Source organism: Thermohalobaculum sp. (assembly GCF_058622915.1).
Window position 1 is genome coordinate 1 of the sequence record NZ_JBZSYN010000185.1, and the last position, 25,804, is coordinate 25,804.

Here is a 25,804-nt window from a genome sequence, read left to right on the forward strand (position 1 = left end):
GGACAAGGTCGTCGTCATTACCGGCGCAAGCAGTGGCCTGGGCGCGGCGACCGCACGCCATCTCGCGGGACAGGGTGCGACTGTCGTGCTGGGCGCGCGCAGGTCGGACCGCATCCAGGCCCTGGCCGACGAACTGACAGCCAACGGTGGTACGGCTCTTGCCGTCGCGACGGATGTGACCAGCCGCGAGCAGGTGCAGGCCCTCGTCGACAGGGCGGTCGACGCCTACGGCCGTGTCGACGTCATGCTGAACAATGCCGGGCTGATGCCGCTCGCGCCGCTCGAGCGGCTCAAGATCGACGAGTGGGAGCAGATGGTCGACGTCAACATCAAGGGCGTGCTCTACGGCATCGCCGCCGCTCTGCCGCACATGAAGGAGAACAAGAGCGGCCACATCATCAACGTGTCCTCGGTCTACGGCCACAAGGTCGCGCCTGGCGCTGCCGTCTACTGCGGCACGAAGTTCGCCGTTCGCGCCATTTCCGAAGGGCTCCGGCAGGAGGTGAAGCCCTACGAGATTCGCACGACCATCATCTCGCCGGGCGCGGTGGCGACCGAGCTGCTCGACCATATCAGCGAAGAGGACATTGCCAAGGGCGTGCGCGAGCACGTCGCGGAGATCGCGATCCCCGCCGAGTCCTTCGCGCGCATGGTCGCCTTCGCGATCAGCCAGCCGGCGGAAGTCGACGTCAACGAAATCCTGTTCCGGCCGACCTTGCAACCGATCTGAGCGGCCAAGGTTCTTCCTTCCGCGGCTGTGCCGCGGTTCGGGAACCCGCCAGCGCGGCCCTCGCCCACCGACAGGGCGGCGGGGCCGCGCCCCTTCCGAAAGAGACGAACCGATGACGAACACAACCCATGCCCCCGGCGTCGGCTGGCACGACGACTCGACCTCCGGGGCGATGCTCGCCGTCACCTGTTGCGGGCCGTTCCTGGCGCTGATGGCGTTCACCACGCCCATCGCCAACCTGACCGGAACTGCCGCGGCGCTCGGCGCCGATCCCGGCGCACAGGCCTGGATCCTCAGCGCAATGCCTGTCGGCACCGGCGCGGCCGTCCTGAGCAGCGGGGCGATAGGCGACGACCACGGCCGGCGCGCCACGTTCGTGGCGGGCGCGGTTTCGCTTGCCGTCGCCTCGCTGTTCGGCGCGCTGGCGCCGACGGCCGTTCTGTTGATCCTGGCGCGGATCTTTCAGGGGGTCGGAAGTGCCGCCATCTTTTCCTGCGGTCTCGGCCTCATCGGAAAGATGTATCCGTCGGGCCACGGACGCGCGCGGGCGACCGCTGTCTGGGCGGCGGCCCTGGGTGCCGGTGTTGCGCTCGGCCCGCTCGTCTCGGCCGGACTGAGCGATCTCGCGGGGTGGCGCGCGCCCTATTTCGTCACGGCCGTGGGCGCAGCCGCTCTCGCGGTCCTCGCCAGGGCCGTCTTGCCCGAAGCGCGCGCCGATACCCCGCGCCGTGTCGACGCGGCAGGAACGCTTCTTCTCGGTCTCGGCGTCGCGTCGTTGCTCTCAGGGCTTGTCGATGCCAGGACGGGATGGAACGGCTGGACCGCGCTCCTGCTCCTGGCCGGTCCCGCACTGATCGTGCTCTTTCTGACGGTGGAAACGCGGATCTCCGGGCCCATGCTGGATCCGCAGCTGTTTCGCCGCCCCGATTTCATCGGCGCCACCGTGGCCGCTCTTGCGGCCGGTGCGGGCGTTCTGTCGCTGGTCTCTTTCCTGCCGACACTGCTCGAGCAGGCGATGCATATGGCACCGCTGAGCGCGGCCGCAGTGCTGCTCGCATGGTCGGCGACGAGCGTGGTCAGCGCCCTAGGCGTGCGGTGGCTGCCGTCCTCCGTGAGCGGTCGAACGCTGCTGATCCTCGGGCTTCTCGGGTCCGCCGCCGGCCAGTTGGGTCTCTACGGCCTCGCGTCCAAAAGTGCAGTCGGCCGAATGCTGCTGCCCCTGCTGGTTGCAGGAGTCGCCTACGGGGTCCTCAATGCCGGTCTCGGCCGCCAGGCGGTGGCGAGCGTGCCTGCGGATCGCGCGGCGATGGGCGGTGGAGCCAACAACACCGCGCGCTATCTCGGTTCGGCGATTGGGCTGACGGTTGTCACCGTGATCGTCACGCACGGGGCGAGCGTCCCCGATATGCTTGGCTCGTGGAACATTGCAGTGTTGCTTACGAGCGCGTTCTCCCTGCTCGGCATGGGGCTGGTCATCACGGCGAGAGAGCGCACTCGGGCGTGACGTGGCCTATCGACTCGTCAGTGGGTGGCCATTGTTCCGGCGTGACGCGAGTCACACTTTCCATCGCAGCTCGTCTCAAGACTTGGCGGGGTCTATTCGATTGTAGAAGACGAGGACGGACGGGTCTTCGCAAAGGAAGTAGCCCGGCGTGTAGTACCCGGTTGTCGCGAAATCGATCCGGCCGTCTCCATCGAAGTCTCCCAGAGCGATCCGCGCCGCAGAGGCCGAAGATACGCGGGTCTTGGTAAAGACCGCGTTTTCGACGTCGATGCACTTGTAATAGAACACGCCCTGCCACGGCCACGGACCGCGCAGCGCGACGAGGAACTCGTCGTCGCCGTCGCCGTCGAAATCGGCTGTCATGACGTGGTGGCCCGGCCCCTCGTCGGATTCGTTCGGGTCGCCGTAGACATCCAGCACGGTGCGCCGCCACTTCGCATCGTCGAGGCGTCCGCCGCCCTCCTTGGTGTAGATGGCCACAACGTTGCCATGGAACGGCTCGACGGTCGCGATATAGGCGTATGGGTCGCCTTCGACCTTGCCGAAAGCGAGATTGCCGGTGCCCTTGAAATGGGTCTGCGTGTATTCCGTCAGCTCGCCCGTTCCGAGCACCGAGTGCGTCCAGGCGCCGTTCTCGTAACGAAACCAGCAGACGCCTTCCTCGGTCGCCAGCATGACCGAGTCGAGGGCGTCGGGCCCGGCCCACCTGCCGACCACGACGTCGTGGATGATGCGGAAGCTTTTATCGTCGACCATCTCGCCCGGCCAGCTCTTGGCCCCGGCCGGGTCGTCGGGGCGGTGGTAGAGCATGACCTTCACCGGCTCGTGCACGCCGGCCATACCGCCCTCGGGGCCGACGACCGGCAGACCCATCAGCTCGGGCTTCTCGCGCTGGGTGAAGTGGCCAAAGCGCAGCCGGTGCGTGGCCATCAGCTCGCCGACGAAGTGCTGCTCCCACCTCCCGTCGGCCCCGTTGCCGGGGTTGCGCAACCATGAAATCTTCCCGTCCTCGGGCCGGCAGTGATACATGCACTCGCCGTAGTCGTGGCAGACGACCAGGTCCTCGCGCCCGTCCCCGTCGATGTCGATGTGATCCATCGCCACCGGCTTCGAAAGCTGGCCGATGACCCGTTTCTTCCAGCCCGGATTCTCGTACCAGACGATTTCACCCTCGGCGAGCCCGGACGCGACAAGGTCGAGCTTGCCGTTGCCATTGAGGTCGACACTGTCGAGCCAGTAGCCATCCTTCAACCCTCCTTCGACGAGGACCTGCTCGAATGTCGGCTGGGCGAATTTCACTTTCATCTGGACCTCTCCGCGGGAAGCTCTTCGTCGATGCGTCGCCGCTATTTCGTGCTGATGAATTTCGTGCTGATGAGCGGTGCCGGGGCGGCGCGCTGAACTCCGCTTCCCGGACGGCTCGCGCAGCATAACGAGTCGGTTAGGCGCTTTCGAGTGAAAATCGGCGCAGCCGAGTCTCAACTGTATTTGATTTGCAATGTATTAACGTGGGTACGATCATGATCGATCCAATCACATGAATACATTGGGGAGGAACCATGAGCGATATCGAGGGGAACAAGGCCCTGATCCGGCGGGTTTACGAGGAAGGTTTCAGCAATCATGACGTCGACATAATGGACGATACATTCTCGCCCGGATATGTCTGTCGGTTCCCCGGTCTCGAGCCGATCTCCGGACTGGCGGCGGCGAAGGAAGCGATCGGACACTTTCTGCAGGCGTTCCCCGCGACCTACCGCATCGAGCACCTTGTCGGTGAGGGAGATCGAGTCGCGGCGCGCTGGAGCGCGGAAGGCGTCCACGCCGGCGAGTTCCGGGACATGGCCGACCCCTCGAAAGTCTACCCGCCGACCAATCGTCCGGTGCGCTTCAGCGCGACCGATATCTATCGCTTCGAGGACGGCAAGATTGCCGAAGAATGGAACAGCCTCGAGGAATACGGACTGCTCGCTCAGATCGGCGCCCTGACGCCGAGTGACTGATCCGCCCGGGGCCAAGATCGCCACGCGGTCCGGCCCCGATCTGCACCCGGCCGGAAAGAACAATTCTTCAGCGCGAGAGAGGCATTATGCCCCTGAGTCTTGCATCTCCAGTCTTCGCACCGGGCTCCGATCTGCCCGAGCGGTATACCTGCCGCGGCGCCGGTCTGTTGCCGCCGCTCGCCTGGTCGGGCGTGGCGAGCAATACGGTCAGCTTCGCCCTGATGCTCGAGGATCCCGACGCCCCGGGCGGGATGTTCCGGCATTTTTGCGCCTATGGCATTCCGGCCGAGATGCGCGAGTTGCCCGAGGGGAACGGCGATCTGCCCGAGCCGATCCAACCGGCCTTGCATGATTTCGGCGCGGTTGGACTCTTCCCTCCATGCCCGCCACCGGGAACGGGCGCACACCGATATCGCTTCCGCCTCGCGGCGCTGTCATCGACGCCGCAGTTTGAGCGTCCGCCGACCGCGCAGGGGCTGATCGCGGTGATGCAGCCGAGCCTGTTGGAAGAGGCAGTTCTGGTCGCCAGCTGCGCCAGCTGAGCCCGCCGCCCGAAATCGTGGTGTTGCAGCAATGCGTTCGAAAGACGAGACGCTCAAGCATCCGTTACTCCGGCCGCTTTTGGGTTGTCGGACCCGTTTTGGCGGTGTTAGCGTCGGCGTGCGAGGCGAGGAGCGGGGCGCGCCCTTACGGGGCAGCTTACCGGGCAGCAAGAATCGCGATTTTGGTGGGAAGGAAAGGCGCGGAATGGCCAGCATCCGCTCCTTTGGGATCGAACGTATCGGAGCATTGTCCGACGGAGTCGTCGCGATCGCGATCACGCTCCTTGTCCTGGACGTCAAGGTCCCCCTCGACGTCGTCAAGGATACGGTGCTTTGGGTTCAGCTGCAGCACCAGGTTCCGGAGCTGACGGCTTGGCTGATCAGTTTCGTCATTATCGCGCTGGTCTGGTTCGATCAGCATTATTTATTCTCTCACAGCGGCAAGACCGACAGCCGCTTCATCCTGATCACCATGTTGCAACTCGGCGCCATCACGCTGATTCCGCTCGGCGCACATCTGCTCGGCCACTATCCCGACGATCCGCTCTCGGCAGCGATCTTTTCCACCATAATGCTGCTCAACGGCCTGCTGATGGCGGCAAGCGCTTGGTACCTGTCGCGCCACACGGAGCTGCACGCGAAGTCCGAGGCACGCTTCCTGCACCGGCAGGCCGTCTACCACGCCATCAGCTTTCCGCTCACGGCTGCGTTCGCCTATCTGGTGGCCATTTTGCAGTATCCGCTCGTCGGCACCGCCGTGTGGATGATGAAGCCGGTGGGTTACGCGATCTATCACACGGCCCATAACCGCTATCTAGACCAAATCGCCAAGCAGCAGGCGACAGACGGGGAGGAGACATGGGCTTCCAGCCAATCGAAAGCTACGGACTAATTGGCGACATGCACACTGTTGCGTTGGTCTCGCGCGAAGGCTCGATCGACTACATGTGCATCCCCCATTTCGACTCGCCGACCGTCTTCGCGGCGCTGCTCGACGACGAGGAAGGCGGCCGGTTCCGCATCTCGGCGGTCATGGACGGCCAGCGCATCCGCCAATTCTACATTCCCGACACCAACATTCTGATGACCCGCTTCCTCGGCGAAGATGGCGTGGCGGAGATCATCGACTTCATGCCGACCCCCGAGGAACAGCACGCGCACAGGCTGGTGCGGCGCTTGAAAACGATCCGTGGCCGGGTTTCGTTCGAGATGTTCTGCGCGCCGCGCTTCGACTATGCGCGTGCCGAGCACACACTCGAGGTCGATGGCAAGCGGGCGCTGTTCCGACCGCCCGAAGGCCGGGGCAGGGCGCTCCGACTGTACGCGCCGGTCGCGATGGACCCAGCCCATCTCGATGCGCGGGCCCGCTTCACGCTCAAGGCCGGCGAGGAGGCCGACTTCGTGCTCGAGGTGGCGCAGGACGACCATTCGAGCGTGGCCGAGCACCACGGCTACCCCGAGCAGGCCTTCACCAGGACGTTGCGCTACTGGCGAAAATGGATGGGCCGCTGCAACTATGACGGCCGCTGGGAGCAGGCGGTGAACCGCTCGGTGCTGTGCATGAAGCTGTTGACCTCGGCGCCCTGCGGTTCGCTCGCCGCCGCCGCGACCTTCGGTCTGCCGGAAAGCATCCGCGGCGAGCGGAACTGGGACTACCGCTACACCTGGATCCGCGACGCCTCGCTGACCGCCGCGACCCTTGTCGATGTAGGTCTGCACGAGGAAGCGCGCGGCTATGTCGACTGGATCGCGGACCGCTACCGCAACTCGTCGGAAGGGCAACTCCAGATCATGTACGGCATCGACGGGCGCGGCGACCTCACCGAGCAGACGCTCGATCATCTCGACGGCTATATGGGTTCGCGCCCCGTCCGCGTCGGCAACGGCGCCTATTCCCAGCTCCAGCTCGATATCTACGGCGAGCTGTTGCTGTTCTTCGAGCGCTACGACGCCGAGGTCGAGCCCATCTACAACGACCTGTGGATGCACGTGAAGAAGACCGTCGACTGGGTCTGCAAGAACTGGGACCGCGAGGACGAGGGCGTGTGGGAGGTGCGCGGCGGACAGCGCAAGTTCCTCTACTCGCGGCTGATGGACTGGGTCGGGATCGACCGCGCCGTGCGCATCGCGGAGCGCCGGTCGCTGCCGGCGCCGCTCGACAAATGGCGCGCGACGCGCGATGCGATCCATGACGAGATCTACAAGAATTTCTGGGACGCAAAACGGCAGGTCTTCGTCCAGTACCGCGGCAGCAACGTGCTGGACGCCTCTTGCCTGTTGATGCCCATAACCGGCTTCGTCGCGCCACGCGAGCCACGCTGGCTCTCGACGCTCGAGGCGGTGGGCAGCGAACTCGTCGACGACTCGCTCGTCTATCGCTACCGCACCGACCAGGCCGCGTCCGACGGGCTGGCCGGCTCGGAAGGCACCTTCAGCATGTGCACATTTTGGTATGTCGACTGCCTCGCCCGCGCCGGCCGGGTCGAGGAGGCCCGGCTGATCTTCGAGAAGATGCTGCACTATGCCGGCCATCTCGGCCTCTATGCCGAAGAGCTGGGGCCGACGGGCGAGCACCTCGGCAACTACCCGCAGGCGTTCACGCATCTGGGGCTGATTGGCGCGGCGCGCGCGCTCGACGCGGCGCTCGACCGTGCCGCCGATCTCGAAGGCCGTGTCTGACCGAGCCGGGGGAACGACGATGGAAGACCCGCTCACGCTGGCGAACGAGCATGCCAGGGCACTGGTCTCGGCAAGGGGCGCCCAGCTTGTCTCGTTTCGCCCCGCCGACATGCCCGAGCTGATCTGGCAGGGCGCGCCCGGCCGCTGGCCCGACCATGCGCCACTGCTGTTCCCGCTTATCGCGCAGACTCCCGGCGGCCAGGTCGAAGTCGGCGGCCGAAAATACCCGATGCCGCCGCACGGCTTTGCCCGCAGCTCGGACTTCGCAGCGGAGGTCCGCGGACCGGCCGAGGTGGTGCTCCGCCTCGTGGACAGCGCCGGGACACGCCGCCACTTCCCGTTCGCCTTCACCTTCACGGCCCACTACTGGCTGGAGGGCGCGGATCTGCACCTGACGCTTTCGGTGGAGAACCGGGACAGCTCGGATTTGCCCTGCGACGTCGGCATCCATCCGGGGGTCAACTGGCCTCTCGAGCCCGGCCGATCGAAGGACGACTACAGCGTCGTCTTCGTGGCCGAGGAACGCGCGCCGATCCGCCGCGGCGTCGGCGACCCGGTCATGCTCGTGCCCGAGCCGCAACCCAGCCCCGTCGAGGGGCGGATCCTGCGGCCACGCGATTCGCTCTTCGAAGACGCCTTGCCGATCGTGTTCGATCGCCTAGCGAGCCGGAGCCTGACCTTTGCCTGCGAGGGCGGGGCGGGGCTGCGCCTCGATTTTCCCGACAGCCCGAGTCTCGGGCTGTGGATGCAGCCCGGGGCCACCTTCCTGGCGATCGAGCCCTGGTACGGTTACCCGGCACAGGTCGACTTCACGGGCCCGCTCGCGCAAAAGCCGGGCATCGCAACGGTTGCGCCGGGGCAGAGCCGGTCGTGGCGGTTTACCGTCGCGCCACTGCCTGCTTGCGTCAATCCGCCCGTGTCGTGAGCGCGCCATGCGGGCAGCCACAACACCGTGAAACGCCGCTCGTTGCCGTGAAAGCGGCGTAGTTCAAGATCTCGATGAGGGAGCCGGACCTGCCGGCTCCCGGGGAGCCGAAGGGGATTGCCATGAAATACTCGTCAGCCCGCCCCGCCATTGCGGCGGGGTCCGGAGCAAGCGTCGCGGCGAACAGGGAGGCCGGAGCAGCGCTTGACCGGGCGCCCCGGAACGCCCGGTGAGCGGTGCCACCCCCGCCTTCCAGGTAACGCCCGAGCAGGCCGCGCAAACCGAGTACGACGTGGTCATCGTCGGCTCCGGTGTCAGCGGGTCGGTCATAGCCAAGCAGCTGGGCGCGGGCGGCGCCCGTGTCCTCGTGGTTGAGGCGGCATCGGGCAAGGACCTAACCGTCAGCGACTACGAGGAGAGCCTCAGGCACTTCTACTCGGCGGTGTCGAAGGACAACAACGCCGCCTATGCCGAGAACCGCAACGTGCCGATGCCGCGCAGCTACGAGACCCAGAAGCTCGAGCCGGGCATGCGCAACACGTCGGGCTATTTCGTACAGAACGGCCCGTTCGAGATCGACAGCACATATGCACGCGTCCTCGGCGGCACGACCCGGCACTGGGAGGCCAAGGCGCTGCGCATGCTGCCGGATGATTTCCGGCTGCGCACGCGGTTCGGACAGGCCCGGGATTGGCCCGTCGCTTACGACGACCTCGCGCCCTACTACCGCGAGGCCGAGCGCGAGCTTGGCGTCTCGGGCGATGTCGAGACGCAGGATTATGGCGGGCTCGATTTTGGGCCGGACTACGTCTTTCCGATGCGCGGAATGCCGCCCTCCTGGCTCGACAAGTTGGTTGCCCGGAACCTCGACGGTATCGATGTGTCCCTCGACGGGGAGTCGTTTACGCTCAGCCTGCGCGGCACGCCGCAGGCGCGCAACGGCATTCCCAACCCAAAGTATGACGGCGGCAAAGGCTACAAGCCCGTCGGCGCGGTCAGCATCCATCAGGCGGAGCTGGGCGAGCGCTGTCAGGGCAACACGAACTGCGTTCCGATCTGTCCGGTCCAGGCCAAGTACGACGCCAGGCGCACGCTCTTCGCCGGGCTCGAGACAGGCTGCGTCGACCTGCTGCCGCAGACCGTCGCCTCGAAGGTCAACATCGACCCGGCAAGCGGCCGGGTCACGGAGATCGAGTTTCGCAGCTATCGTGACCCGGACTCGCCCGCGCACATCACCGGCAATGTGCGCGGCAAGGTGTTCGTGCTCGCGGCCAATGCCATCGAGAACGCGCGCCTGATGCTCGCCTCGAACCTGCCGAGCTCGAGCGGTCTGGTGGGGCGCAACCTGATGGATCACATGTTCGTGCTGACCTGGGCGCTCATGCCCGAGGTCGCCGGTGCCTATCGGGGACCGCTGTGCACCTCGGGCATCGAGGATTTGCGCACCGGCTCCTTCCGGCGCCGGCAGGCAGCGTTCCGCACCAGCATCCATAATGACGGCTGGGGTTGGGCGACGGCGGCACCCTATACCGATCTGGATCTGCTGGTGGATCGGGAAAACAGGTTCGGCCGCGCGCTGCGCGAGGGGCTGGTCGACCGGGTCTCGCGTCAGGTTCTGATGGACTACATGATCGAGGTCCTGCCCGAGGAATCGAACCGGATCTCGGTCGACCCCCAGTTCACCGACCAGCTCGGCAATCCGCGGCCGGTGATCTCGTTCGGCGTGTCGCACTACACGCTGGAGGGCGCGGCGTTTGCCCGGCGGCTGTCGCGGCGCATCTACCAGAGGCTCGGCGCCGAGGATCACACCGCATACGATCCCGAGACCTACGGCTATATCGACTACGAGGGCGAGCCTTACGTGCTGCGCGGCGGCAATCACTGGGCCGGCACGCACATCATGGGCGCCAGCGCCCGCGACTCGGTGGTCGACCACCGGCAACGCTCCTGGGACCACGAGAACCTCTACATGGTCGGTGCTGGCAGCATGCCGACCGTCGGCACGGCGAACACGACCCTGACGCTCACGGCGCTGTGCTTTCGCACCGCGGAGCACATTGCCCGGGATATCGGCGGCGCCGTCTCTGATCGCCCGCTGGCCACGGGAGGCCGCGCATGAGCCTGCACCAGATCGCCGACATCGAAGAGCTGAAACGCCACCTGCAAGCCGCGGTCCAGCTCGAGCACGCTACGATCCCGCCTTATCTGACGGCGCTCTACTCGATCCACCCGGGAACCAACCCCGACGCCTACCACGTCATCCGCGCGGTCGCCGTCGAGGAAATGTTGCACCTGACACTGGCGGCGAACATCCTGAACGCGGTGGGCGGGCAGCCGGATCTCAGCGGACCGGGCTTCGTGCCGACCTACCCGGCCTATCTGCCGGACGGCGAGACCGATTTCCAGGTCGACCTGCTGCCCTTCTCGAAGGCAGCGATCGAGTGCTTCCTCAAGATCGAGCGCCCCGCCAGCGCCGCGGGCGAGGGTGTGCAGACCGTCACCCGCAAGCGCAAGGAGGGCGCGCTGCGCGCCGCGCACGTCCACGACGACTCCGACGAGCACTTCTACAGCATCGGAGAATTCTACCAGGCCATCGAGCAGGGCCTGGACAGACTGCACGCACAGATGGGCGACGCCATGTTCTGCGGCGACCCGGCGCTGCAGGTGACGCCGGACTACTACTATTCCGGCGGTGGCGACGTGATTGCGGTCACCGATCTCGCCTCGGCCAAGGAGGCCATCCGGCTGATCTCCGAGCAGGGCGAGGGGCTCGGTGGCGCTATCTACGACTACGAGGACGAGATCGCGCACTACTACCGTTTCGAGCAGCTCCTGCTTGGCCGCTACTACCGGCCGGGCGACGAGGCGGGCAAGCCCAGCGGGGGCCAGGTCGATGTCGATTGGGACGCGGCCTATCCGATCAGGAAGAACGCCCGGATTGCCGACTATCCCGAGGGCTCGGAGCTGCGCGAGGCCGCCATCGCCTTCAATCGGCGCTACAAGGAGTTCCTCGACCTGCTGACCCGCTCCTTCCGGGGCGAGCCGGCGCTCCTGATCGCGGCCGTGGGCGGCATGTTCGAGATCAAGGAGCTTTGCTACCGCCTGATGCGGCAGCCGATAGACGGCCGGGCAGGCGAGCACGCAGCCCCGACCTTCGAAATTTGAGACGGGAGAGCCAGATGCAAACCGACAGCGCGTTCAGCGACTTTCTAGCTTTCTCCGTGGCCGTGACCGGATTCTCCGCGTTCCGCCTGCGCGGGACCGGCCAGGCAGAGCCCTATTTCGCCGCGGTCAGCGAGATCGTTGGCGACGGCATCGTCGCCGACCTGCTGGCCCGCTTCTGTGAGGTCGCTGGTCAGGCCGGCGCAGACGAGGCCGCGCTCGAGCGGGGCCTGCGCCGGACCATCCTCAGCGACGACCGGCTCGGGCCCGTCGCCCGCAATATCATCAAGCTTTGGTACACCGGCGCCTGGTACGGCATGCCGCGCCCGTGGCGCGACGTCTACGGGACCCGCGAGAAGGACCGCGATTTCGTCGTCTCGCCCGACTCCTACACCGAGGGCCTGCTCTGGCCGGCCATCGGTGCCGGCCCGTCGGGCGCCAAGCCCCTCGGCTACGGCATTTGGGCAACGCCGCCCCGGATCGAGACCTGAAAGGAGTGCGCCCCGTGTTCGACCGCGAAAAGGTTTTCGTCGGCATCACCCCGACCGGCTGGACGAACGATGATTTCCCCGGCCTCGGCGACGATATCTCGTTCGGCCAGTGCGTCAGCGAGATGGCGCTGGCCGGCTTCGAGGGCTGCAGCGTCGGCCACAAATACCCGAAGGATCCCGAGCTGCTGGAGGCCGAGCTCTCGCGCCGCGGTTTGCGCGTGTCGGAGCCCTGGTCGAGCACCTTCTTCACCGCCCGCGACATGCGCGAGCGCACGGTGGAGGACTTCCGCAGGTCGATGGCCTTCATCAGGCGGATGGGCGGCACGGACGTCGTCGTCGCCGAGCTGGGCCACGCCGTGCACCAGCGGCCGGTGCCGCCGATCTCGAACAAGCCCGTCTTCGACGACGACCAGTGGAATGCGATGGTCGAGGGGCTGAACGAGCTCGGCCGCATCGCCGCCGAGAGCGACATGCGCCTGTGCTACCACCACCACATGGGCACCGGCGTGATGACCCGCGCCGAGGTCGACCGGCTGATGAACGAGACCGACCCGGAGGCCGTGCACCTGCTGTTCGACACCGGGCACCTCTACTGGGCCGGCGACGATCCGCTCGATATGGCGCGCGCCTATGCCGACCGGATCAAGCATGTCCACCTCAAGGACATCCGCCACGATGTCATGCTCGAGTGCAACCGGCGCCACCTGACCTTCTACGAGTCGATCCTCGAGGGCGTCTTCACCGTGCCCGGCGACGGCGCGATCGACTTCCGGCCGATCTTCCAGGCGCTCGCCGATGCCGGCTTCGCCGGCTGGCTGGTCGTCGAGGCCGAGCAGGACGCACGCAAGGCCAACCCGCTCGACTACGCCCGCAAAGCTCGGCAGTACCTGCGCGAGGTCGCCGGCATCTGATCGTCCCTTTCCGTGCCTCACTGGGGGCTGATACGCAGCGGATGCAAAGCGATGCATTCGTCGGACTGGGACCTGCTGTTCAAACGTCTCGAGTCGGACGGCCCGGCACGCCGTCGCGTCGCGAGTGCCAGGTCGTGCAGGCCAAAGCGGCTCCCTTTCGTCATGTGACGTGAAGGGAGAATGCCGCGACCTGCAACGGTTCGCGCATCGTCTCCCGGTGCAGGCTCAGCCCGGCGGACCGCTGCAACGACTGTCGCCGTTATGTCTTGCAGTTCAGCGTGAGCGTATTGTCTCGCGCGGCCCGCCGGGTCCCGATTTCACCACGGCTTCGCGCCCTGGGTCGCCCAAACGTCGATGAAGTTATTGCGATTGGGCATCTCGACCTTTGGAAGTGTCCGGGCGTCCATCACCTGGTCCCCCTCGATGACTCCATTGCGAAAGAGGATGTACGCCGCGAGCGCGTACACCTCGTCGTTCGACAAGGACTTCGGTGCATCGAACGGCATGGCGCGCTTGATGTAGGCGAAAAGCGTCGTGGCGTAGGGCCAGTAGCGGCCCGCCGGCTTTGCCCAGACCTTGTTCGGCCCGACCGGCGGCTCGATCGGGCCCTCCACACCGGTGGCCCCATGACATCTGGCACAGCGCTCCGCATAGATCCCGGCGCCGCGCTTTGCCGTTCCGCTGCCCGGCGGCAAGCCGCGGCCGTCCGGCATCACGTAGCGCGCGTATGTCGGGATCTCGTCGGGGGCGAGAGCCTTGCCGAGATCGGGGCTCTCGGCGTGCACCGCCGGAGCGGCGGCGAAAACCATTGCGGCGGTGGCAAGAGACTTATGTATAGACATTTTCAACCTTCCCCTCCGGCGTAATGCGCCATGCCTGAATTGCATTGTTGTGCAGGAAGTTCGACGGATCGTAGCGCGCCTTCCAGGCCGTGCGGGTGGGCTGTATGGCGCCGGTCTCGTCCTCTGCCCGGCTCCGCAGTTCTGCGGGCGCCCCATCCCAGTGCCACGGCAGGCGGAAGCGTGTGAGGGCCCGCGGAAGAACGGGCGCCACGAGCTCGGCCTCAGCCCAGCTCCCGCCGCCGTCGGCGGAGACCTCGACCTTCCTGACCCGCCCCGCACCCGTCCAGGTGAGGCCGGAAATCTCGTAATATCCCGGACCGGTCATGTTCAGCGTCGCGGATGGGCGGGTGATGACCGACTTCACGCCCATGGCGAAGGTGAACTCGACGGATCGGCCGTCGGCCAGAATTTCAGTGTATTCGCCCGACTCGTGCTTGGTATGCGCGGGCGCGTCGGTCACCCACAGGCTCGTCACCCACTTGACGTTCATGTTGCCCTCGAAGCCGGGCAGCAGCAGGCGCATCGGGTAGCCCTGTTCGGGCCTCAGCCGCTCGCCGTTCTGGTAGAGCGCGATGACACCGTCCTGCATGACCTTCTCGATCGGGATGGACCGCGCGAGGCTGGGCGCGTCATTGCCGATCGCAACGACCCAGCGGCCTTCGGGCTTCAGGCCGGCCTCGTCCATCAGCACGCCAACAGGCACGCCGGTCCATTCGGCATTGGACAGCAGGCCGTGGAGCATGTCGCAGCCGGCCTGCATCGGCTGGTCCATGATCGCGTTGAAGAAGCTGTTGCCCGCGCACTCCAGGAAATGGACATTCGAGACCATTGGATAGCGCGCGAGCGCCTCGAGGTCGAACTTCAGCGGGCGCTCGACCAGGCCATGGATCATCAGGCTGTGCCGGCTCGGGTCGAGCTTCGGGCGGCCGCCATGATGCACCTCGAAATGCAGGCCGTTGGGCGTGATCGTGCCGCCCAAATGCTGGTGCGGCGTGCCCGAGAAGCTGAAGCCGGGCGCGAGATCCTTGTACGGGAGGATCAGCGCCCGCTTCACATGCGCTTCCTGTTCTGCCGGAAAGCCGTAGGGGCGCACCGGCTCTCCCGGGGTCGTGACCCACTCGGGCGCTACGGTTGCCGCCTTCACCCCCTCGATCATGCCGAGGCCGGATGCGGCGGCAGCACCGCCGACTGCGATGCCACGGCCCAGAAGGTGGCGCCGGTTCAGCAGCCCCCCTCCGGCTGCCGGGTCCTGGGCTTTCCAATCAGCTTCGCTCGATGCCATTTCGGGTGATTTCCCAAAGGTGCAGGGGGAGCTGCGCGTCTCGCAGATCCCGATCAGACGGCGCCAAAATCCGCGCCGCCACCCCGCCCCCTCAGAGCCCGGCAGCTAAATCAAATGCAGGTGCCGTTTGCTGGTCGATGGCTGCTGACCGGGGGAGAGTAGCACGCAGCGCCGCTCCGAGACAGCCGCAATGAGGCGGCGCCGAGGCGCCCGCGCGGCGCGGTCTGGTCGCCCCGCAACATCTTCGCCCGACCGAATGCCTGGCCGGCATGGCCCTTCCTGCCTTCGAGGGAAGCCGGCCGGTCGGTTCCCCCGACACTGTCCTGAGGGGCGGCGGGCATTCAGGCGCGGGGCGCGTGCGGCGAGTGCATGGTCCAGCGCCGCCGCAAATCACCCGGGCGTGCGCCGCACAGCCGCCAGCAGCCGCTGGCCCGGAACGAGCCCGCTCGGAACCTCGCACGTGCCACTTTCGCGGTACCGGCCGGTCGTGATCGGTCTGCGCTATACGCGCCCGGAGGCGTCATGGGGCATCGCGGCAGGTGAAGAAAGACCGAACCGGGCCGTCCCGGACCGGGCAGGTTGCCCCGGCCGGGATCACCGGCGACACCCCCGCCATGGAGCGGTTGTAGCCGGGGCGCGCGGCGATATAGACTGCCGCGCCGGCCCCGGAAGCGATTCGAGCGAAGCCGTCCGCATGCAGAACGGTCAGCACATTATCGAGATCGAGAACGTCACCAAGACCTTCCACCTGCCCGGGGGGGGCACCGTCGATGCGGTGAAGGGCGTCACCAACTGGGTGAGCCGCGGCGAGGTTCTGGTGATCATCGGGCCCAGCGGCTCGGGCAAGAGCACGCTGTTGCGCACACTCAACGGGCTCGAGAGCTACGAAAGCGGCCGCATCGTCATCGATGGCGTGGATCTGGGTGCCGCCGGTGTCGACATGAACCGGCTGCGTGCTCAGGTCGGCATGGTGTTCCAGCACTTCAACCTGTTCCTGCACAAGACCGCGCTCGACAACGTGGTGATGCCGCAGACCGTGGTGCTCAAGCGCCCGCGGGCCGAGGCCGAGCGCATCGCCCGCGACCTGCTGGCCCGCGTCGGCATCGCGGATCGTGCGCACAACTATCCCAGCCAGCTCTCCGGCGGGCAGCAGCAGCGCGTCGCCATCGCGCGGGCGCTGGCGATGAACCCCAAGGTGATGCTGTTCGACGAGGCCACCTCGGCGCTCGATCCCGAGACCGTCGGCGGCGTCCTCGAGCTCATGACCGAGCTGGCCGCCGAAGGCATGACCATGGTCGTGGTCACCCACGAGATGGGCTTCGCCCGGCGCGCCGCGCACCGCATGATCTTCATGGATGCCGGCGAGATCGTCGAGGAGGGCGAACCCGAGCACTTTTTCACCAATCCCCGCAACGAGCGGACGCAACGCTTCCTGCGGGAGATCCTGTAGGGGCCAGGTCGCGTGCCCCGGTCAACGAAAACACACTCAGTCCAACACTCGAGAGGAGGAAACCTGCGATGAATGTCTTAAGGAGAATGCTGCCCCTTGCAGTCGGCGTGGTGGCGCTTGCGGGGCTCGGTGCCGCGGCGGCGCGTGCCGACGACGTGGTCAACAAGATTTCCGAGACCGGCGTGCTGCACGTCGCCGTGCAGACGCAGGGCCCGCCCATCAGCTTCGTCGACAAGAACGGCAAGCGCACCGGGCTGGCGGTGGAGATCGTGAAGAAGCTGGCCGCCGCCTCGGGCCTCAAGCTGGACCTGCTCGATTACGACTGGAAGGGGCTTATCCCCGCGGTGCTGTCGAAGAAAGCCGACTTCATCGCCGCCGACATGACCCCGACGCAGAAGCGCGCGCTCAAGCTCAACTTCACTATCCCGATCTTCTACTCCGAGGTCCGCTCCATCGCCATGAAGGACAAGGGCTTCACGAGCTGGAAGGACCTCAACAAGAAGGGCGTGACCATCGGCGTCGTTCAGGCCAGCAGCTACGTCGACATGGTGAAGCACTACATGCCCGAGGCGACGCTCAAGGAGTTCGCCGGCGGCGGCCCCTCGGTGGCCCAGGCGGTGGCCTCGGGGCGCGTGGACGCGGGTGTCATGGACCGCGGCGGAGCGATGCAGTACGTCAAGGCCTATCCGGGCATGCAGATTCTGGACGGCGTTATCCGCAAGGAGCCGCTCGCCTTCGCGGTGAGGCCCGAGGACACGCATCTGTTGCAGTTCCTGAACAACTACATCCGCTTCATCCAGACCGACGGCGAGCTCCAGGCGATGCTCGACTACTGGTGGAACTCCACCGACTGGGAAAAGGACCACAAGTAGCCCGCGTCCGGGCCTGAAAGACGCGACACCCCGGCGCGCCGGTCGCGCCGGGGCACGCTCGGTCGGCGGCCCGGCGCAGATCCCGGAGTGAATCTCGTTTGAGCTGGATCCTCGGCTTCTACAACTACCACGTCGTCGCCCAGTACCTGCCGGTCTTCGCCAACGGCATCTGGGCGACGATCTGGATTTCCGCCGTCAGCCTGGTGCTGGCGCTGATCGTGGGCACCCTTGTCGCGCTGGCGCGCATGTCGCACCGCCCCTGGCTGAACTGGCCCGCGGGCGCCTATATTGAGGCGATCCGGGCCACGCCGTTGCTGGTGCAGATCTACGTGATCTATTTCGGGTTGCCGGTGGTGCCGCTGCTCGGTTGGCCGATCGGGCCGCTCGAAGGGGGCATCTTCGCGCTCGCGCTCAATTCCGGCGCCTACATGGCCGAGATCATCCGCGCCGGCATCGAGGCGGTGCCGGCCAGCCAGAGCGAGGGCGCGATGGCGGTGGGCATGAGCTTCCGCCAGCGCATGGTCTACGTAGTCCTGCCGCAGGCCTTCGCCAACGTGGTGCCACCCGTGCTCGGCCAGGCCATCGTGCTGATCAAGGACAGCTCGCTGCTCAGCATCATCACCGTCTCCGAGCTGTTGAGCGCGGGGCTCTTGGTGCTGTCCGAGCGCATCATGCCCAATGAGGGCTTCCTCACCGTCGCCGCCTGCTATCTCGCCATCTATCTGGTGATGCTGGTGATCTCGAATTACGCGCAACGCCGCCTCGGCGGGGTTCGCTGAGGGACCGGGGGAAGGGACATCCATGCTGGCGGTGTATCAGAACGTGTTTCCCTTCCTGCTCCAGGGACTGTGGCAGACCTTCGTGGTCTCGCTCGTGGCCATCGTCTGCGGCAGCATCGTGGGCTTCGGGGTGGGGCTGGGGCGGGCCCGCGGTGGCCGCTGCCTGGTCCGGGGGCTGGGCCTCTACGTGCACATGCTACGCGGCACGCCGTTCCTGGTGCAGATCTATGTCGTCTACTACGTGCTGCCGACCACGGGGCTCGCCATCTTTCAGCTCACATCGTTCCAGGCGGCGGTGATCGCGCTCAGCCTCTACACCTCGACCTACGTGGCCGAGATCGTCGCCGCGGCCATCGATGCGGTGCCCCGCGGCCAGACCGAAGCCGCCCGCGCCTGCGGCTTCACCGGGTTCCAGGCGCTGCGCTACGTGGTGCTGCCGCAGGCCTTCAAGATGATGATGCCGCCCATGGGCGGAGTCTACGTGCTGGTGATCAAGAACACCTCGGTCCTGTCGGTCATCGGCGTGACCGAGCTGGTGCGCGAGGCGAACGTCTCGATCCAGCGCTTCCCGGCCTTTATCCTGCCGGTCTTCATTTTGGTGGCAGCGATGTACTTCTGCTATTGCTACCCGGTGCTGCGCATCACCCGCTGGGCCGAGAAGAAGTGGGGCGGCGTGCAGCTCAACGTCTGAAGCGGGGGCCAGCCGTTCTCTCAATCCGGCGTCGGCGCCGGTGCCAGGAAGCCTCTGAACCGGTCGTCGCGGAATTGCGCCAGCGGGATAGTCTCCGGCCGGCCCGCCATGGCGTCGGCGATCATGCGCCCCGTCACCGCCGACAGCGTCAGCCCCAGATGCCCGTGCCCGAAGGCGAACCACAGGTTGTCATGCCTGGTGCTGCGCCCGATCACCGGCTTGGAGTCGGGCAGCGACGGGCGGTGGCCCATCCATTCGCGCGTGATCTCGTCGGGCAGTCCGGGCAGCACCGCGCGTGCCAGGGCCAACATGCGCCGGATGCGCTCGAACCGGGGCGGCGCGTCGAGCCCGGCGATCTCCACCCCGCCGGTCAGGCGCAGGCCGTCCGCCATCGGGCAGAGCACGAACTGTGGCCCGCCCACCACCACGGGCCGGTTGAGCACGGGGGCGTGCCCGTCCCAGGCGAGGTTGAGGTGATAGCCGCGCTCGCTCTCGAGCGGCACGGGCTGGCCGAGCTGGCGGGTCAGCCGTCCCGACCAGGCGCCGGCGGCGATCACCACCTGGTCGAGCGCTTGCATGCCGCGGTCGGTGACCAGCCGTTCCGGCCCGTTCGGGCCGATCTCGAAGCACCGCGCCTCCTCGCGCACGATCTGCCCGCCGCGCTCGACAAAGGCGCCCAGATAGGCCCGGGTCAGGGCCAGTGGCGTGGAGGCGAAGGCGGAGTCGGGGTAGAAGATCGCCCGCCTGTAGTCGCGCGCCAGCCCGGGCTCGAGCTGGCGGATCTCGTCGCCCTTCAGCACCTCGTAGCGCAGGCCGAAGCGGTCCAGGAGGCCGCGGTCGAACGCGGTTGCGGCAAGCGCCGCCTCGCCGCGATAGATCTTGAGCCAGCCGACGGGCCTGAGGATGTCGGGATGGCCGGCAAGCCGCAGCAGCGCCCTGTGCGCCTCGACCGCGCCGGTGGTCATCCCCGCCATCTCCCGCGCGATCCGCGTCGCGCGCGCGGCCGTGCCCGAGAGCAGGAAGGCGGTCAGCCAGGGCAGGGCGCGGGGCAGGTAGCTCCAGCGCAGCCTGAGCGGGCTGTCGCGGTCGACAAGCATGGCGGGCAGGCGCTTCCACAGGCCCGGCGTCGCGTTGGGCACGAAGCCGTTGCCGACGATGCCGCCGGCATTGCCGAACGAGGTCATCGAGCCCGGCTCGCGCGGCTCGAACAGCGTGACGCGGTTTCCCTCGGCCTGCAGCGTCAGCGCCGTGGCGACGCCCACCACGCCGCCGCCGATGACCGCGACCGAGCGCGCGGGGCCGCGTCCCTTGTTCATGTCGATCGCGCCTCGAGCGGTTGTCGGTTCACAGGCGTGAGAGGATTGCGGCCGGAAGCGACGGGCCCCCGACCTCGCGCCCGGGCCACTCTAGGCACGGCACCGATGCCCGGGCAAGCGCCTGCCGCCGGCGCAGGGCGCCGGGCCGGGATCTCGTCAGGGCATCATGCGCGTGTAGAGGTTCAGCAGGATCCAGATCGTGCCGCCGACCATGATCGCGAGGATCAGCGTCGAGAACAGGATGAGCTGCAGATCCTCGCGCTTCTGGTTCGACACGTCGATATGCAGGAAGAAGCGGAAGTGGACGATGATCTGCACCAGCCCGCACGCGCCGATGGCCCAGAACACCTCGGGCCGCGCCAGGGCCGGGAAGGCGACCAGCCCGAAGGCCGTGAGCGTCAGCGCCATCGCAAGCCCGTAGCCCCACAGATAATGGCGCAGCTCGCGCCGGCTCTCGGCCCGGTCCTCGGGCGAGGGGGAGTAGTCCTGCGCCTGCCGGTTCACGCCAGCCCTCCCAGATAGACGACGGTGAAGATGCCCACCCAGATGATGTCGAGGAAGTGCCACAAGAGGCCGAGACGCAGCAGCCCGGTCTTCACGCCGGTATCGAGCCCATAGTGAAAGATCTGCACCACCAGCACCACCAGCCACAGGCTCGCGAACGTCACGTGCAGGCCGTGCAACGGCACCAGCGCGAAGAAGGCCGAGAGATAGCCGCTGCGCTCCGGGCCGGCGCCCTTGCCGATCATGGACACGAAATCATGTGCCTCGAAGCCGAGGAAGACCATGCCCAGCGCCAGCGTGACCAGGAGCCACAGCACCACCCGGGTCGCATCATGGCGGTATTTGAGGTTCAGCGCCGCCATGCCGAAGGTCACGGTGCTGGCGAGCAGGGCCATGGTCTCGATGAACACGGACCGGATGTCGAACAGATCGTGCGGCCCCGGCCCCCCCGCCGTCGCCCGCAGCATGGTGGCATAGGTGGCGAAGAGCAGGCCGAAGACGATCAGATCGCTCATCATGAAGACCCAGAAGCCGAACACCAGCCGCTCGGCCTCGTCGTGCGCCGCACCATGCGCGGAGCCGAGATTGAGCCCCGGATGACGGGGCGCTTCACGGGGTGCCGCGCTCATTCCGCCGCCTCCAGCATGGCCGGCACGGCGTGACCGCGATTGGCCTCGTCCTGCTCGTGCGCGCGCGTGACCGGAGGCGCCGCGACCACCGCAGTCAGCCAGCGCTCATGCGCGCGCCGCACCTCGTCGGCCGGGATGACCACAGTGGTGTCGCGCGCGAAGCTGCGCGCGATGACCGAGATGATGCCGGCCAGCGTGCCGGCGATGGCCAGCCACCACATGTGCCACACCAGCCCGAAGCCGGCCAGGGCGCCGCAAAGGCCGAGGATCGGGCCCATGGCGCTGTTCGCCGGCATCTCGATGTCCTGATAGCTGTCGGGCCTCTGGTAGGGCTCGCCGGCCACCTTGGCGCGGGTGAAGGCGTCGCGGCAGGTGACCGCGGGAATGACCGGAAAGTTGTATTCCGGCGGCGGCGCCGAGGTCGCCCATTCCAGGCTGCGCCCGTCCCAGGGGTCGCCGACGAAGACACGGGTCCGATCGCGCTCGCGCACGCTCACCCACAGCTGCACGAACAGCGCGGTCAGGGCGAACAGCACGATCAGCGCCCCGAACCCGGCGGCAATCGTCCAGGGCAGATAGACGGGCTGGAGGAAGGCGACCATGCGGCGCGGCATGCCCATGAGGCCGAGCGCATAGAGCGGGAAGAAGGCCAGCATGAACCCGACGATCCAGGAGAACGCCGCGATGTAGCCCCAGCGCTCGTTGAGGCGGAAGCCGAACGCCTTGGGGAACCAGAAGTCATAGGCCGCGAGCATGCCGAACAGGGTGCCCGGGATCAGCATGTTGTGGAAATGCGCCACGAGGAAGAGCGTGTTGTGCACCTGGTAGTCCACGGTGGGATTGGCCAGGATGATCCCGCTCAGGCCGCCGATCGTGAACAGCACCATGAAGCCCAGCGCATAGACCATCGGAACCGTGATGCGCACGCGGCCGCGGTACATGGTGAGCAGCCAGTCATAGAGCTTCACGCCGGTCGGAATGCCGATGGCCATGGTGGCGATGCCGAAGACGGCGTTGATGTCCGCGCTCTGGCCCATGGTGAAGAAGTGGTGCAGCCAGACGGTGAACGAGAGCACCGCGATGCACATGGTCGCCAGCACCAGCGAGGTGTAACCGTAGAGGCGCTTGCCCGAGAAGGTCGAGAACACCTCGGAATACACGCCGAAGGCCGGCAGGATCAGGATGTAGACCTCGGGATGACCGAACAGCCAGAACAGGTTGGCATAGTTCATCATGTTGCCGCCGAGGGCGTTGGTGAACAGGTGGAAGCCGAGATAGCGGTCGAGCGCCAGCAGCGCCGTGGCCACCGTCAAGGGCGGCATGGCGAAGATCATCAGGATCGAGGTGCACAACGCGGTCCAGGTGAACAGCGGCATGCGGAACAGCGTCATGCCGGGCGCGCGCTCCTTGTAGATCGTGACGGCGAAGTTGATGCCCGTCAGGGTCGAGCCGATCGAGGACAGCGTCAGCGCCCAGATCCAGTAGTCCGGGCCGACGCCCGGGTTGAACGCCGTCTCGGTATAGGGTGGATAGCCGCTCCAGCCGCCGGTCGAGAACCGGCCGATCACCAGCGAGACCATCACCAGCCCGGCGCCTGCCACCGTCAGCCCGAGGCTGATCGAGTTCATCACCGGGAAGGTGACGTCGCGCGCACCGATCTGCAGCGGCATCACGTAATTGATGATGCCGGCGATGAACGGCATCGCCATGAAGAAGACCATGATCGAGCCGTGCGTGGTGAACAGCTGCCCGAAATGCTCGGCCGAGAGAAAGCCGTGCCCGAGTCCGAACGCCTGCTCCGAGCGCATCAGCACGGCCTCGATCAGCGCGCGGGTCAGCATCACGCCGGCCAGCACGATGTACATGATGCCGATCTTCTTGTGATCGACGCTGGTCAGCCACTCCGCCCACAGCGCCCGCCATTTGCCGAACCAGGTGATCAGCGCCACGAGGGTCACCGCGCCCACGACCACGATCCCCGCCGCCATGGTGGCGATGGTGCCGTTGACGATCTCGGAGGTGGTGGGGTGCTCGACCATGCCCCAGAAGGGCAGGGCGTTGAGGCCCAGCCGGCCGAACACCCAATAAAACAGGGGGCTCCCGCTCATCCCTCACCTCCCCCCGCGGTGCTCGCGGGCGGGTGAGCGGGGGCGGGCGCCGTCGCCGATGCGTTGCGCGCCTTTGCCAGGATATCCGCCGCGCTGCTGCGCGGGCCGCGCCTGACGATGTTGTCGAACAGCGCCGGCGGTACGTCGCGGAACCCGATGCCCTGCGCCGGCGCCGCCGACCCCAGCCCCAGCGCCCGGGCCAGGTCGGCGGCCGTGCCACGCTGCGCCAGCGCCGCATAGCTGCGCGCGTCCAGCGTCACGCCGGTGCGGCGCACCTTGCCCACCCAGTCGGAGAAACGCCCGGGCGCCACGGCGCGGGCCACGAAGCTCTGGGTGTGGAAGCCGGCTCCGTTGTACTGTGTGTTCTCGCCCATGAACCGGCCCGGCGCATTCGCCTTCAGGTTCAGCCGGGTCACCATGCCGCTCATCGCATAGATCTGGCTGCCCAGGGCAGGGATGTAGAAGGACTGCATCACGGTGGCCGAGGTCAGCCGCAGCTCCAGCGGCCGGCCGGCGGGAAAGACCAGTGTGCCGACCGAGGCGACGCCCTGGTCGGGATAGATGAACAGCCACTTCCAGTCATAGCCGACGACCTGCACCCGCACCGGCCGCGCGCCGTCCAGCGGCTTGTAGGGGTCGAGCGCCTGCGTGCTCCCCCACAGGTGCCAGCCCAGCGCGATGACGATGGCCAGCGGCACGCCCCAGACGAGGAACTCCAGCGGCCAGGAGAATTCCCATTTAGGCGCATAGGTCGTCTTGCGGCTGCGGTAGCGATAGCGCCAGGCGATGAGGGGGGTGAGCACGATCACCGGCAGCACGACGATCAGCGTCAGCCCGATGACCCAGAAGAAATGGGTGCGCTGCGCCGCGGCCACGGGTCCCTGCGGGTCGAGGAAGCTGATCCTGTTCTGCGAGCAGCCCGCGAGCGCGAGGGCGCCGAGCAGGCACGCCGTGCCGCTTGCTGCCCGCCGCGCCGTCCGGAGGCGGCGCCGGCCCGGCGCCGGCTCCGCCCTTGCAGCCTGCTCCGGCGGGGGGAGCGCCCCGCGGCCGATGGCAGCGACTCTCTCCGCGCCCTTTCTCGATCGACAGGGTTTTACCAGATTCACCATTACTTTCAGGTCGTGTCAGTCAGCGATTGGATTAGGTCGTCGGCCTGACGACCCACCCGGGGCCGGGCGGGGCTGGCGCGCAAAGCTCGGCTTGCCGCCGGCAAGTTCCATGTAGCCGAAAGCCGGATCATGGCAACCCGTGCGCGCTCCCTCGGCGGCACGCCAGCCCTCGCGGCCGGGCCCGCAAGCGGGGGTCCCGACGGCCTAGGAGCCGCCGTCCTGCCTCTCGGCGGGTTCCTGCGGCGGCGCGCTCTCGGGGAACAGGCTCGCGATCAGCACGGCCAGCACGCCCGAGAGGAAGATCCCGTCGAAAGTGCCCGCCCCGCCGATCGAGGCGACCGGCGCCCCGAGCCCCGAGATCTTGCCGAGATTAAGCAGATCGGCGCCGATCAGCGTGCCGAGGCTGCCGCCGACATAGGCCAGCGGCGCGGCGTTCCGCCGAAACAGCAGCAGGGTCACCCCCGCCGCCGCCAGCGAGGGGATGTAGACCGGCAGGGCGATGCCCAGGCCGGGCACCGGGCTCGCGAACGCATGGCAGATGACCGTGACGATGCCGACCACGATGGCGGCCCGAACCCACAGGAAGTTCCTCACGATCAGGTAGAGCGAGATCAGCCCCGGGATCACGGCGCCACCGACGTTGAGCGCGACCACGGTGCCGGCCCAGTTCACCACCACGGGCACCACATAGCGCATGCCGAAGTAGCTGACTTCCTGTCCCGACAGCACCGGGTGCGCAGGCAGATGCGCCACTCCGATGTTGAAGTAGCTGCCGACCAGCGAGGCCAGCAGCAGCAGGAACGCAGTCGTGGAGCTCAGGCCCAGGCGCATGTAGGCGTAGCGCAGCAGCCCCACCTCGACCAGCGCGACCAGCAGCAGGAAGGCGCCCACCAGGATCGAGAAGAACGGCAGCGGAAGCGGCAGGTACTGGAGCTGGCTCAATTGCATCGACGGGTCGTCCCGGGGCGCGGGGCCGGCTGCTTCGAGGCGGTCATTCCCTAAATAGGTTGGCGCGCAAGGAAGCAAAGTCTGCAAATTCGCCCGAAAGCCCCCCGAAAGCCCCAAAAGTCCCCGGCGTCGCGCTGGGGCGGTTCCCCGGGGCCGCCGGGAGGATGTGCGGCCCCGGGGGTTCTTCTCACGCGGACCTGTAGAGCTTGGTCAGGGTGAACTCGCGGTGGCCGAGCGTCTCGGCGGCGGTAGCGCGGCCGTTTGCGGTGCGGCGGATCATCTCGATCAGGGCGTCGCCGGCGTCGTCGATGGTCTGCTCGCGCCTGA

25 protein-coding genes are annotated in these 25,804 nt (G+C 67.1%); 15 read left to right on the forward strand and 10 right to left on the reverse strand.

Going from position 1 to position 25,804, the window contains the following annotated elements:
* A partial coding sequence (locus AC32QD_RS14240) for an SDR family oxidoreductase (protein ID WP_492011170.1) occupies positions 1 to 730 on the forward strand: 730 nt, incomplete at its 5' end.
* A 112-nt stretch (positions 731 to 842) separates the two neighbouring features.
* Positions 843 to 2,234 (forward strand): MFS transporter, encoded by a 1,392-nt coding sequence (locus AC32QD_RS14245; protein WP_492011171.1) that lies wholly within the window; start codon positions 843 to 845, stop codon positions 2,232 to 2,234.
* A 75-nt stretch (positions 2,235 to 2,309) separates the two neighbouring features.
* Here AC32QD_RS14245 and AC32QD_RS14250 read toward each other — a convergent pair whose 3' ends face one another.
* Positions 2,310 to 3,539, reverse strand: a complete 1,230-nt coding sequence (locus tag AC32QD_RS14250) for an FG-GAP repeat domain-containing protein (RefSeq protein ID WP_492011172.1) — start codon at positions 3,537 to 3,539, stop codon at positions 2,310 to 2,312.
* A 254-nt stretch (positions 3,540 to 3,793) separates the two neighbouring features.
* Here AC32QD_RS14250 and AC32QD_RS14255 point away from each other — a divergent pair, with 254 nt between their 5' ends.
* From AC32QD_RS14255 to iolE, 9 genes are all read left to right on the forward strand, one after another.
* Positions 3,794 to 4,237 carry an ester cyclase gene (locus tag AC32QD_RS14255; RefSeq protein WP_492011173.1) on the forward strand — a complete coding sequence of 148 codons (444 nt, stop codon included), beginning with the start codon at positions 3,794 to 3,796 and terminating at the stop codon, positions 4,235 to 4,237.
* Positions 4,238 to 4,323: 86 nt separating this feature from the next.
* Positions 4,324 to 4,779 (forward strand): YbhB/YbcL family Raf kinase inhibitor-like protein, encoded by a 456-nt coding sequence (locus tag AC32QD_RS14260; protein ID WP_492011174.1) that lies wholly within the window; start codon positions 4,324 to 4,326, stop codon positions 4,777 to 4,779.
* Between the two features lie 205 nt (positions 4,780 to 4,984).
* Positions 4,985 to 5,671 carry a TMEM175 family protein gene (locus AC32QD_RS14265; RefSeq protein WP_492011175.1) on the forward strand — a complete coding sequence of 229 codons (687 nt, stop codon included), beginning with the start codon at positions 4,985 to 4,987 and terminating at the stop codon, positions 5,669 to 5,671.
* A complete protein-coding gene (locus AC32QD_RS14270; RefSeq protein WP_492011176.1) occupies positions 5,638 to 7,458 on the forward strand; it encodes a glycoside hydrolase family 15 protein in 1,821 nt (606 codons plus the stop codon). The genes AC32QD_RS14265 and AC32QD_RS14270 overlap by 34 nt, the downstream gene beginning before the upstream one ends.
* A 19-nt stretch (positions 7,459 to 7,477) precedes the next feature.
* Positions 7,478 to 8,383 (forward strand): aldose 1-epimerase family protein, encoded by a 906-nt coding sequence (locus AC32QD_RS14275; RefSeq protein ID WP_492011177.1) that lies wholly within the window; start codon positions 7,478 to 7,480, stop codon positions 8,381 to 8,383.
* 229 nt (positions 8,384 to 8,612) lie between these two features.
* On the forward strand, positions 8,613 to 10,502 hold the full coding sequence (locus AC32QD_RS14280; protein WP_492011178.1) for a GMC family oxidoreductase: 1,890 nt from the start codon (positions 8,613 to 8,615) through the stop codon (positions 10,500 to 10,502).
* A complete protein-coding gene (locus tag AC32QD_RS14285; RefSeq protein ID WP_492011179.1) occupies positions 10,499 to 11,548 on the forward strand; it encodes a ferritin-like domain-containing protein in 1,050 nt (349 codons plus the stop codon). Before AC32QD_RS14280 ends, AC32QD_RS14285 begins: the two co-directional genes overlap by 4 nt.
* A 14-nt stretch (positions 11,549 to 11,562) precedes the next feature.
* On the forward strand, positions 11,563 to 12,036 hold the full coding sequence (locus AC32QD_RS14290; protein WP_492011180.1) for a hypothetical protein: 474 nt from the start codon (positions 11,563 to 11,565) through the stop codon (positions 12,034 to 12,036).
* 14 nt (positions 12,037 to 12,050) lie between these two features.
* On the forward strand, positions 12,051 to 12,947 hold the full coding sequence (gene iolE, locus AC32QD_RS14295; RefSeq protein WP_492011181.1) for a myo-inosose-2 dehydratase: 897 nt from the start codon (positions 12,051 to 12,053) through the stop codon (positions 12,945 to 12,947).
* 317 nt (positions 12,948 to 13,264) lie between these two features.
* Here iolE and AC32QD_RS14300 read toward each other — a convergent pair whose 3' ends face one another.
* Together AC32QD_RS14300 and soxC are read right to left on the reverse strand one after the other, a co-directional pair.
* Positions 13,265 to 13,789 carry a c-type cytochrome gene (locus AC32QD_RS14300; protein ID WP_492011182.1) on the reverse strand — a complete coding sequence of 175 codons (525 nt, stop codon included), beginning with the start codon at positions 13,787 to 13,789 and terminating at the stop codon, positions 13,265 to 13,267.
* Positions 13,776 to 15,071, reverse strand: coding sequence for a sulfite dehydrogenase (gene soxC / locus AC32QD_RS14305; RefSeq protein WP_492011183.1), 1,296 nt, complete (start codon positions 15,069 to 15,071; stop codon positions 13,776 to 13,778). The genes AC32QD_RS14300 and soxC overlap by 14 nt, the downstream gene beginning before the upstream one ends.
* Before the next feature lie 694 nt (positions 15,072 to 15,765).
* Between soxC and AC32QD_RS14310 the strand changes: the two genes are divergently transcribed.
* The 4 genes from AC32QD_RS14310 to AC32QD_RS14325 all read left to right on the forward strand — a co-directional run bounded on the left by AC32QD_RS14310 (position 15,766) and on the right by AC32QD_RS14325 (position 18,863).
* Positions 15,766 to 16,521, forward strand: a complete 756-nt coding sequence (locus AC32QD_RS14310) for an amino acid ABC transporter ATP-binding protein (RefSeq protein WP_492011184.1) — start codon at positions 15,766 to 15,768, stop codon at positions 16,519 to 16,521.
* A gap of 86 nt (positions 16,522 to 16,607) precedes the next feature.
* Positions 16,608 to 17,393, forward strand: a complete 786-nt coding sequence (locus AC32QD_RS14315; protein ID WP_492011185.1) for a substrate-binding periplasmic protein — start codon at positions 16,608 to 16,610, stop codon at positions 17,391 to 17,393.
* A 98-nt stretch (positions 17,394 to 17,491) separates the two neighbouring features.
* The gene (locus tag AC32QD_RS14320) at positions 17,492 to 18,172 is read left to right on the forward strand and encodes an amino acid ABC transporter permease (protein WP_492011186.1); all 681 of its coding nucleotides are present in this window, start codon (positions 17,492 to 17,494) and stop codon (positions 18,170 to 18,172) included.
* A gap of 22 nt (positions 18,173 to 18,194) precedes the next feature.
* Positions 18,195 to 18,863: an amino acid ABC transporter permease gene (locus AC32QD_RS14325; protein ID WP_492011187.1), complete on the forward strand. Its 669-nt coding sequence runs from the start codon at positions 18,195 to 18,197 to the stop codon at positions 18,861 to 18,863.
* Between the two features lie 20 nt (positions 18,864 to 18,883).
* Here the strand turns inward: AC32QD_RS14325 and AC32QD_RS14330 are convergent, their stop codons facing one another.
* The 7 genes from AC32QD_RS14330 to AC32QD_RS14360 form a co-directional block, all read right to left on the reverse strand.
* The gene (locus tag AC32QD_RS14330) at positions 18,884 to 20,179 is read right to left on the reverse strand and encodes an NAD(P)/FAD-dependent oxidoreductase (RefSeq protein ID WP_492011188.1); all 1,296 of its coding nucleotides are present in this window, start codon (positions 20,177 to 20,179) and stop codon (positions 18,884 to 18,886) included.
* A 156-nt stretch (positions 20,180 to 20,335) separates the two neighbouring features.
* Positions 20,336 to 20,683: a cytochrome o ubiquinol oxidase subunit IV gene (cyoD, locus tag AC32QD_RS14335; RefSeq protein ID WP_492011189.1), complete on the reverse strand. Its 348-nt coding sequence runs from the start codon at positions 20,681 to 20,683 to the stop codon at positions 20,336 to 20,338.
* Entirely contained in the window at positions 20,680 to 21,312 is a 633-nt protein-coding gene (locus tag AC32QD_RS14340) for a cytochrome c oxidase subunit 3 (protein ID WP_492011190.1), read from the reverse strand. Before AC32QD_RS14340 ends, cyoD begins: the two co-directional genes overlap by 4 nt.
* Positions 21,309 to 23,420, reverse strand: a complete 2,112-nt coding sequence (locus tag AC32QD_RS14345; RefSeq protein WP_492011191.1) for a cbb3-type cytochrome c oxidase subunit I — start codon at positions 23,418 to 23,420, stop codon at positions 21,309 to 21,311. Before AC32QD_RS14345 ends, AC32QD_RS14340 begins: the two co-directional genes overlap by 4 nt.
* Complete coding sequence (locus AC32QD_RS14350; RefSeq protein ID WP_492011192.1) at positions 23,417 to 24,295, reverse strand: cytochrome ubiquinol oxidase subunit II; 879 nt, start codon at positions 24,293 to 24,295, stop codon at positions 23,417 to 23,419. Before AC32QD_RS14350 ends, AC32QD_RS14345 begins: the two co-directional genes overlap by 4 nt.
* Positions 24,296 to 24,733: 438 nt before the next feature.
* Entirely contained in the window at positions 24,734 to 25,477 is a 744-nt protein-coding gene (locus AC32QD_RS14355; RefSeq protein ID WP_492011193.1) for a DUF1614 domain-containing protein, read from the reverse strand.
* 187 nt (positions 25,478 to 25,664) lie between these two features.
* Positions 25,665 to 25,787, reverse strand: a complete 123-nt coding sequence (locus AC32QD_RS14360; protein WP_492008622.1) for a hypothetical protein — start codon at positions 25,785 to 25,787, stop codon at positions 25,665 to 25,667.
* Between the last annotated feature and the right edge of the window lie 17 nt (positions 25,788 to 25,804).